Source organism: Bradyrhizobium sp. BR13661 (assembly GCF_029892425.1).
Taxonomy (GTDB): domain Bacteria; phylum Pseudomonadota; class Alphaproteobacteria; order Rhizobiales; family Xanthobacteraceae; genus Bradyrhizobium.
The window spans coordinates 59,824-68,563 of sequence record NZ_JARXWB010000039.1 but is presented as its reverse complement, the minus strand read 5'-3'; the positions used below and the strand labels follow the sequence as shown (position 1 = coordinate 68,563).

Genomic DNA, 8,740 nt, shown 5'->3' with positions numbered 1-8,740 from the left:
CCAACGGCTTCCCGCCCACCGCCATCATGACAGACTTTCCACACACAGGGACCCAGGCGCTGCAGAGCGCATTGCCGCGATATGGGCCCCGGCTCAGCAGCGCACCGCCGAAGGGGGCGCTGCCATCGCGCGTCAAGGACGCGCGTAAACGCGCTGATGGCGTCCGGGGCACGAGTGCGCTTACGCCACCCGTCTCGCCGCGCCGGCCTTGGTCAGGATCGCATCGAGGCACCAGATCATCTCCACAATCTCAGCCTTCGTGACGTTCAGCGCCGGCATGAAGCGCAGCGTGTCGAGCTGTGGTGCATTGAGCAGCACGCCGGCCTCGAACGCCTGCGCGATGATCCCGGGCGCGATCGGCAGCTTGAGGTCGAGCGCCAGCAGCAGGCCGCGGCCGCGCACGCCGCCGAGGCCGTGCCGCGCCGAGACCTTTTGCAGCTCGCTTTCCAGTAGCAGGCCGGTCTCGCTGACCGATTTCAAGAATTCCGGCGTGTTGATTTCCTCGAGCACCGCAAGGCCGGCCGCGCACATCACCGGATTGCCGTTGAACGTGCCGCCCTGGTCGCCATGCTCGAAGCAGGAGGCGCGCTCGGTCGCAAGCAGCGCTGCGAGCGGCACGCCGCCGCCGATGCCCTTGCCGAGCGTCATGATGTCAGGTGCGATGCCGGTGTGCTCGTAGTGAAAGAGCTTTCCGGTCCGGCCCATGCCGGTCTGGATCTCGTCGAAAATGAGCAGCAGGCCGTGTGCCTTGGTGAGCGCGCGCAGCTCCCGCAGAAACTGATCGGTCGCCGGCCACACGCCGGATTCCCCCTGGATCGGCTCGAGCATGACGGCGACGGTATTGCTGTTGATGAGTTTCTCGACCGAGCCGATGTCGTTCAGCTTCGCCTTCTTGAAGCCTGATACCTTCGGCTCGAACAGCGGCTCGAACGCCTTCTTGCCCGAGGCCGACATCGTCGCCAGCGTCCGGCCGTGGAAGCCGCCTTCGAAGGTGATGATCTCGAACGCGCCGCCCTTGTGCAGGCTGCCATATTTGCGCGCGAGCTTGATCGCGCCCTCATTGGCCTCGGCGCCGGAATTGGCGAAGAACACCTGGTCGAACGCGCTGTTATCGACGAGCGCCTGCGCCAGCTTGAGGCTCGGCTCGTTGTAGAAGGCCGGGCTCGGCGTCAGCAGCCGCTTGGCCTGTGCAGCGAGCGCCTCCGCAACCGTCGGCGGCGAGTGGCCGAGGCAGTTCACCGCCCAGCCCTGCACGAAGTCGAGATAGCGCTTGCGACTGTCGTCCCAGAGGTATGAGCCGGCGCCACGGACGAACACGGCCTTGGGCCGTGCAGTGATGTCCATCAGCGCGTCATACGGATGGGTGGCGGTGGTCATGTCGAACTCCTCTGGAGGCAGGAAGATTTGGGTCTGAAAAAGGGACGCGAAAAGCAAGAAGGCCGCACTTTGCGGGTGCGGCCTTCTCGAAAACTTCAGCTGAATGTCAGTGCTTCAGCGGCGTCGTCGGACATGGCGCAACCCTTCATCGTCGCGGGAGCGACGACGCATGGCTTGGCGCAGATGGGTCCGAGTGGTCATCATGAGGCGCGTCCGTACAGCCTGATGGCCGTGTCTGTCAAGCCGTTGTTTTCGCCTGGCCTGGATCCCCTCAAGCCGAATGCGCGGCTTCCTCGGCATCGTCGTCGCCCCAATCCGCGTCCGCAATCGCGCTGTCGATGAGCTCGCCGCGCATCAGCTTGAGCGGCGAATTCCAGTACAACGCGATGTTGTGGAAGGGATCGGTCAGCACCTTGAACGCCCACACCAGCCCGGTGGTGACGCCGCGCGTCGCAAACAGCTGGAGCACGCGCGCCAGCCCGCCGCCGATGCCGATCGCGAGCCACAGCATGCCGACATGGCGGATGAAGTCGAGGCGATCGGCAGGCGGGGTAAACAGACCGAACAGCGTCGGATGGACGTAGAGCGCAATCGGCGCGCTGCCCCAGACCAGCAGCAGGATGATCTTGCGGGTCTGGTTGTAGCCGACCTTGATCGATTCCTTGTAGTCGTTGCTGACGTCGTTGACGGCGTCATAGCCGTTGGGCTCGAAGAAGAAATGCCCGGTCTGTCGCGTCAGCATCGCGAGCCAGCCGACCAATCCGGCGAGCGCAGGGTCTTTGAACAGCAGCGCGTAGCAGCCGAGGAAGATGATCGCGCTGATAAGGTGCAGCGTCTGGTTGACGGTGCTCTGGTGGTAGAAGCGGTAGTCGTCGAAGCGCTGCGTGCGCAGCATGTCCGGGAGGCGGCTCATCATCGTTCCTCGTTGGCGTTTGAAGGCGCGCGAGAATTAGGACGAGTCCATGACCTCTGCGTGAATGCACTATAGTGTCACAATTCGGCGCAGTGCCTATTCTATTCCGTAATGCGCGAAGCTGTCGGCAATACCGGCGTTGATGGCCTTCGCGGCCGCGATGTCGCGCTCGGCACCGTCGTTGTCGCCCTTCTTCCGCTTTGCGAGCCCCCGGCCATAGAGCGAGCTGTCGAGCTCCGGTTTTGCGCGTAATGCTGCATCGTAGTCGGCGATCGCCGCGTCGAGATCGCCTTGCTTGAGATGGACAAAGGCGCGGCTGTCGAGCGTGGAGGGATCGTCAGGCCGCATCCGCAGCGATTGTTCGCAATCGGCCAGCGCGTCCTGCAGACGTCCGAGAATCGCGCGCGTCATGCAGCGCGCGTTGAAGACGCCAGAATAGCTGGCATTGGCCTTGAGCGCGCGATCGTAATCATCCAGCGCCCGCGCAAAGTCGTGCGCGTCGAAATACATGTTCGCGCGCGCATAGTAATCGCGGTCGTTGTTCGGCGAGAGCTGCAGTGACTTTCCGAAATCGGCCAGCGCGCGATCCCGATCGCCCCTGTCGCGGTAGATGCGCGCGCGATTGCCATAGGCCGGGCCATAGTTCGGATCGAGCTTGATCGACATGTCGAAATCCGCCAGCGCACGGTCGGCCTCGCCATGATTGCGATAGGCCGTGCCGCGGTTGAAGAAGGCGAGCGCGAATTTCGGATCGCGCTTGATCGCCTGATCGTAATCGGCGAGCGCGTGCTCAAAGTCGTTCTTGGCGATATAGGAGTTGCCGCGGTTGTTGTAATAGCGCGCGTCGAGCCTGAGGCGGATGGCGCGGGTGTAGTCGAGGATGGCGTGGTCGCGGTCGCCGAGATCGTCATGGGCGATGCCGCGATTGTACCATGCGATGGCATCGGTCTCGTCGAGATCGATCGCGCGGTTGAGGTCGGCCACGGCCCGCTCGGTCTCGCCCCTGCGCCGGTAGATCTCGCCGCGATTGGCGAGCGCGCGCTGGTTCGACGGGGTGGCCTGCAGCACGGCCGAGCAGCCGGCGAGCCGCTGCTCGTCACTGACCTCGCCGGAACCGAAACACCATTGCCGTGCCTGCGCCGGTGACGGGGATTGCGCCGCGGCCGGAATCGTGAGCAGGGTCAATGCGGCGGCCAGTGTGCGCAGCCCGGGCAGTAATTGGATCTTGTGATTGCATGTCATTTGATTGCTGCCCGGAAACAAACGCGCCCCTAGCGCGTTTGTGATCACGGGACGCGAATTGGTTCGAACCGGCCGCGCGCCGGAACCGACCAACAGGGCGGGACCATCAAGACAGTTGTCAGCCTTGTCCGACACCTCATACCCGATCGACCTCGACAGCATTCGCGGCGCGTTTCCGCCGGGCATCGAGGCGCCGCCTTTGCTGCTGGATTTTGCCGGCTGGTTGAACGGGCGCCCCTGGGGCAGCGTCGGTTGCTTCTCCCTGCAGGGCCAGTTCTCCGACCAGGCGCCGATTTTCGACGGCAGCCCCTTGCGCGATCGCTTTGCGCTGTTCATGCGCCTGCCCGATGGTTCGGCCGTCGGTGGCTGGTACGGCGCCGGCCTCGACCGCGACGATCCCCCGATCGTGGGGCTCGGCTCGGAGGGCGATTACGAGCTGCTCGCGCCGTCCCTCGACGCGCTGCTGACCAAGTTGACCGCGCAGCAATTCGACAAGGCCTGGCACGATTTGCGGCCGCATGACGAGGTCGAGCCGCAGACGGTCGAGCTGGCGCAATGGCTCGCGAGGCGGCCGGCCGGCGAGCCTGTTGCCTGCGAGGATGGCACCTCGGAGCTGCCTGATTTCCGCGGCTTCGTCGAGAAGTGGAGCCGGGACCGCGAGGAATATTGGGCCAATCACCGCCTGATGGCCGAGCTCGGCTGGCGCCTCGCCGCGCACCTGCCCAAGGGCAAGAACGCCTGGGACAAGACGCACTTCGAGATCGCAATCGTCGGCAAGCAATACGAGGCGCGCGTGCTGTCGCGCGGCCCGCAGCCGTTCGACGAAGCCGCCTCGATCGAGTCCCTCTTGCGCGACCTGCGCGAAGAGATGCGCCGCGCCCAGCCCGAGTTGGGCTTATGGTACGCGATGAAATTCGGCCTCTACGCCGACGGCCGCGTCATGCCGAATTTCGAGTACGATGTGCGCCCGACCATCGGCGGCGAGCCGGCGCCGCTCGCTGAAGCCCAGGCCGATCTCGCCCGCGCCCCGCGCCCGGAGCGCTGGGTGCCGAAATGGCTGGCGTAGCTATAGATCTGCGGCTCTGGGCTATCTCACGCGAACATTCGTAAGAGGTCGTCATGCCCGGGCTTGTCCCGGGCATCCACGTTCTTCAGTCTACGTCGTTTTGGCGTGGATGGCCGGGACAAGCCCGGCCATGACGGTGTGGGGACGTCTGCGCGCAACAAGCGCTGCTAGAACCCCGCGACACTGCCGTGCAAATCGTACTGGTCCGCGCGCTCGATCTTCGCAGTGACGATCTCGCCGACACGTAGCGGCCGGCGGCTTGAGAGATACACCGCGCCGTCGATCTCCGGCGCATCCGCCTTCGACCGGCCCTTCGCAACAGTCGGCCCGACCTCGTCGATGATGATCTGCTGGCGCGTGCCGACCTTGCGCTTCAGCCTGCGCGCGGAGATCTTCTGCTGGCGGGCCATCAGCGCGTTGTAGCGCTCCTGCTTGACCTCATCAGGCACTGGGTTCTCGATCGCGTTCGCGGTGGCGCCGGCGACCGGCTCGTATTTGAAGCAACCGAGCCGATCGATCTCGGCTTCCTCGAGCCAGTCGAGCAGATACGCAAAATCCGCATCGGTCTCGCCGGGGAAGCCGACGATGAAGGTCGAGCGCAGCGCGAGATCGGGGCATTCCTCGCGCCAGCGCTTGATGCGCGCCAGCGTCTTGTCCTGCGCGGCCGGGCGCTTCATCGCCTTCAGCACCTCGGGGCTTGCATGCTGGAACGGGATGTCGAGATAGGGCAGCACCTTGCCCTCGTTCATCAGCGCGATGACCTCGTCGACATGCGGGTAGGGGTAGACGTATTGCAAGCGAACCCAGGCCCCGAGCTCGCCGAGCTCGCGCGCGAGGTCGAGGAATTTGGCGCGGACCTGGCGGTCCTTCCACGGGCTCTCGGCATATTTGAGATCGACGCCATAGGCCGAGGTGTCCTGCGAGATCACCAAGAGCTCCTTGACGCCGGCGCCGACCAGACGCTCGGCCTCGCGCAGCACGTCGTCGGCCGGACGCGAGACCAGGTCGCCGCGCAGCTTCGGGATGATGCAGAAGGTGCAGCGGTTGTTGCAGCCTTCGGAAATCTTCAGGTACGCGTAGTGCCGCGGCGTGAGCTTGATGCCCTGCGGCGGTATCAGGTCGAGATGCGGATTGTGTGCCGGCGGCAGCGCGCGATGCACGGCATCCAGCACGCTCTCATATTGCTGCGGACCGGTGATGGAGAGCACGCCGGGATAGGCCTGCTCGATCGCCTCCGGCTCGGCGCCCATGCAGCCCGTCACGATCACCTTGCCGTTCTCGGCCATGGCCTCACCGATCGCGGCGAGCGATTCCTGCTTGGCGCTGTCGAGGAAGCCACAGGTGTTGACGATGACGATGTCGGCCCCATCGTGCTTGCGGGCGAGCTCGTAGCCCTCCGCGCGCAGGCGCGTGATGATGCGCTCGGAATCCACCAATGCCTTGGGGCAGCCGAGTGACGTGAATGAAATGCGTGGCGCTCTTTCCATGTGATCGGCTGGAACCTTGATCTGAATTATTCGGATTTAGGATCCAAGTAATTGATCGGATAGCAAATTTCAACCCATTCTCTGATCAATGGCAGACCGTTTTGCCTGATCCCACACGAACTCGAATTCGGATTTCGAGATTTCCTTTGCAACGAACTGCGGGTCTCTGTTGATGACCGCGAGCGGCGGGAATGAACCCTCAGGCATGACGTCCCGCCAGTTGCCGCTGGCATAGCTATATGCTTCGAGGCGGCCATCGCGGTACTTCCTGACGCAACGAATCGACAAGCGAGATGCGTCGAGTTCGTCGAACCATTCGATTGGCTCATCCTCCTGGGCATCGATCCAGACCGCATGGAAGTAACTGTCAGCGGGGCCCACAGGTGGCGGTCCAGGGAACTTAATCATATCGACTTGTTCAGTATGTCACCCAGCCGTCGGTATCGACATTCGCAAGCAGGAGTACCGGCACCACGACTGACGTTCGATCTCACCGAGCGATTCTGACCCATTACGGTCTGTCACCGTTCTCGAATGCGGACGGTCACTCCGTCTTTCGGGGCTTCGTTGCGCAGCTTCTCCACTGCATGCAAGAACTCTCCCTCTGTCGTATCAGCTTGACCAGACTTCGGAACGCATTCGTGCCAGATGCGTGCTCATCGCGTTCTCCACGATTTCGATGATTGTAGACTACTGCGGGGAGCGGGCGGCTCAAAAAGTTTACATTCGTTGTCTCAGCCATCCCCCAGCGACACGAATCTGACCTCGCGCGCAGCCGTCTGATCCATATTCAAATCTGCCTGATTGACAGGCTTGAGCTAGTCCCAATTGCCCATAATTACAACCCTTTGCAGGGCGTTCCGGCGTGCTATGGATGAATCACCTGCCGTGAGTGAGCCATGAGCGCCGAACAGTCGCCCAAGATCGTGATCGTCGACGAAAGCCCGGTCAGGGCCGCGATCCTCGAGGAGGGGTTGCGGGAGGCCGGGTTCACGCAAGTCGTCCATATCCGCGAGATGCAGAGCCTGCTCGCTCGTATTTATGCTGTTGACCCCGACATCATCCTGATCGATCTGGAAAACCCCAGCCGCGACGTGCTGGAGGCGATGTTCCAGGTCAGCCGCGCGGTGAAGCGTCCCATCGCGATGTTTGTCGACCAGAGCGATTCCGCCTCGATCCAGGCTTCGGTCGAAGCCGGGGTGTCGGCCTACATCGTCGACGGGCTGAAGAAGGAGCGCATCAAGCCGATCCTCGATCTCTGCGTGTCGCGCTTCAACGCCTTCGCCAAGCTTCAGGAGGAGTTGGAGCGGACCAAGTCGCAGCTCGAGGACCGCAAGATCATCGAGAAGGCCAAGGGCATCCTGATGAAGGTCAAGGGCCTCAACGAGGACGAGGCCTACGTGCTGCTGCGCTCCACCGCCATGCGCGAAAAGAAGAAAATCGGCGAGATCGCGCAGTCGATCATCACCGCGTCGGAGATGCTGAAATGACCACTCCGCTTCGCATCGGATTCATCCCGCTGGTCGATGCCGCCGCCCTGATCGTTGCGGTCGACAAGGGTTTTGCGGCGGCCGAAGGCCTCGAGATCGAGCTGGTGCGCGAGGTGTCCTGGTCGAACGTCCGCGACAAGCTGAACATCGGCCTGTTCGACGCCGCGCATCTGCTGGCGCCGGTTGCGATCGCGTCCTCGCTCGGGCTCGGCCACGTCAAGGTGCCGATCGCGGCGCCCTTCAACCTCGGCATCAACGGCAATGCGATCACGGTCTCGCCGGCACTGCATGCCGCGCTGATGGAGCAGGTCGATGGCGACCGCTTCGATCCGATGGCCACAGCGAAAGCGCTAGCGAAGGTGGTGGCCATCAGGCGCAATGCGGGCGCCGATCCCTTGACCTTCGGCATGACCTTTCCGTTCTCGACCCACAATTATCAGCTCCGGTTCTGGATGGCGGCGGCCGGCGTCGATCCCGACGAGGATGTGCGCCTGGTGGTGCTGCCGCCGCCTTTCATGGTCGACAGCCTCAAGAGCGGCCATGTCGATGCCTTCTGCGTCGGCGCGCCCTGGAACTCGGTCGCCGTCGATCTCGGCATCGGTCACATCCTGCATTTCTCCTCCGACATTCTCGTTCGCGCGGCCGAAAAGGTGCTGGCGGTTCGTCAGGTCTGGGCCGACAAGAATCCGGATGTGGTCGCGAGCCTCGTGCGGGCTGCCGCCGAGGCCGCGGCCTTCATTGAGCATCCGGAGAACCGGACCGAGGCTGCGCGCATCCTGGCGCAACCGGAGCGGATCGGCGTCGATGCCGAGGTGATCCAGCGCACCCTTGATGGGCGCCTCAAGATTTCGCCCGACGGTACGGTGCGCGAGAGCGACCGCTATCTGCTGGTTGGGCGCGAAGGGGCGGGGCGCCCCGATCCGGTCCAGGCCGCCTGGCTCTACGCGCAGATGGTGCGCTGGGGACAGACGCCGCTGACGCCTGACGGCGTCAAGACGGCCATGGCCGTGTTCAGGCCCGATCTCTATGACGCGGCTCTCGGTCGTCGACAGCCCACTGAAGCGCCTGCGCCGTTCGGCGCGTTTGCCGGCCCGGCCTTCAATCCCGACAACATCCCCGGGCACCTCGAAGCCTTCGAGGTCGGTCGCTGGAAGGCCTGATTCCC

The 8,740-nt window shown here is 63.7% G+C and carries 8 protein-coding genes; 3 read left to right on the top strand and 5 right to left on the bottom strand.

All coding sequences use genetic code 11. The annotated features are described in order from the left end of the window. Positions 1 to 180: 180 nt before the first annotated feature. The 3 genes from M2427_RS37530 to M2427_RS37520 all read right to left on the bottom strand — a co-directional run bounded on the left by M2427_RS37530 (position 181) and on the right by M2427_RS37520 (position 3,532). A complete protein-coding gene (locus M2427_RS37530) occupies positions 181 to 1,377 on the bottom strand; it encodes an acetylornithine transaminase (RefSeq protein WP_280711837.1) in 1,197 nt (398 codons plus the stop codon). Between the two features lie 271 nt (positions 1,378 to 1,648). Continuing rightward, positions 1,649 to 2,290 (bottom strand): hypothetical protein, encoded by a 642-nt coding sequence (locus tag M2427_RS37525; protein ID WP_280711846.1) that lies wholly within the window; start codon positions 2,288 to 2,290, stop codon positions 1,649 to 1,651. A 96-nt stretch (positions 2,291 to 2,386) separates the two neighbouring features. After that, on the bottom strand, positions 2,387 to 3,532 hold the full coding sequence (locus M2427_RS37520) for a tetratricopeptide repeat protein (RefSeq protein WP_280711836.1): 1,146 nt from the start codon (positions 3,530 to 3,532) through the stop codon (positions 2,387 to 2,389). A 124-nt stretch (positions 3,533 to 3,656) separates the two neighbouring features. Between M2427_RS37520 and M2427_RS37515 the strand changes: the two genes are divergently transcribed. Continuing rightward, positions 3,657 to 4,598 carry a hypothetical protein gene (locus M2427_RS37515; protein ID WP_280711835.1) on the top strand — a complete coding sequence of 314 codons (942 nt, stop codon included), beginning with the start codon at positions 3,657 to 3,659 and terminating at the stop codon, positions 4,596 to 4,598. A 167-nt stretch (positions 4,599 to 4,765) separates the two neighbouring features. Here the strand turns inward: M2427_RS37515 and rimO are convergent, their stop codons facing one another. Together rimO and M2427_RS37505 are read right to left on the bottom strand one after the other, a co-directional pair. Next, positions 4,766 to 6,085, bottom strand: coding sequence for a 30S ribosomal protein S12 methylthiotransferase RimO (gene rimO / locus M2427_RS37510; protein ID WP_280711834.1), 1,320 nt, complete (start codon positions 6,083 to 6,085; stop codon positions 4,766 to 4,768). 69 nt (positions 6,086 to 6,154) lie between these two features. Further along, on the bottom strand, positions 6,155 to 6,466 hold the full coding sequence (locus tag M2427_RS37505) for a hypothetical protein (protein WP_280711832.1): 312 nt from the start codon (positions 6,464 to 6,466) through the stop codon (positions 6,155 to 6,157). A gap of 518 nt (positions 6,467 to 6,984) precedes the next feature. Here M2427_RS37505 and M2427_RS37500 point away from each other — a divergent pair. Both M2427_RS37500 and M2427_RS37495 read left to right on the top strand, forming a co-directional pair. After that, a complete protein-coding gene (locus tag M2427_RS37500; RefSeq protein ID WP_280711831.1) occupies positions 6,985 to 7,575 on the top strand; it encodes an ANTAR domain-containing protein in 591 nt (196 codons plus the stop codon). Then, positions 7,572 to 8,735, top strand: coding sequence for a CmpA/NrtA family ABC transporter substrate-binding protein (locus M2427_RS37495; RefSeq protein WP_280711830.1), 1,164 nt, complete (start codon positions 7,572 to 7,574; stop codon positions 8,733 to 8,735). The genes M2427_RS37500 and M2427_RS37495 overlap by 4 nt, the downstream gene beginning before the upstream one ends. Positions 8,736 to 8,740: the final 5 nt, after the last annotated feature.

What these genes read in the sequence shown, in the direction of transcription:
- M2427_RS37520 (WP_280711836.1), bottom strand. Translation starts at nt 3,532, where the DNA reads ATGACATGCAATCACAAGATCCAATTACTGCCCGGGCTGCGCACACTG.
- M2427_RS37525 (WP_280711846.1), bottom strand. Translation starts at nt 2,290, where the DNA reads ATGAGCCGCCTCCCGGACATGCTGCGCACGCAGCGCTTCGACGACTAC.
- M2427_RS37500 (WP_280711831.1), top strand. Translation starts at nt 6,985, where the DNA reads ATGAGCGCCGAACAGTCGCCCAAGATCGTGATCGTCGACGAAAGCCCG.
- M2427_RS37495 (WP_280711830.1), top strand. Translation starts at nt 7,572, where the DNA reads ATGACCACTCCGCTTCGCATCGGATTCATCCCGCTGGTCGATGCCGCC.
- rimO (WP_280711834.1), bottom strand. Translation starts at nt 6,085, where the DNA reads ATGGAAAGAGCGCCACGCATTTCATTCACGTCACTCGGCTGCCCCAAG.
- M2427_RS37530 (WP_280711837.1), bottom strand. Translation starts at nt 1,377, where the DNA reads ATGACCACCGCCACCCATCCGTATGACGCGCTGATGGACATCACTGCA.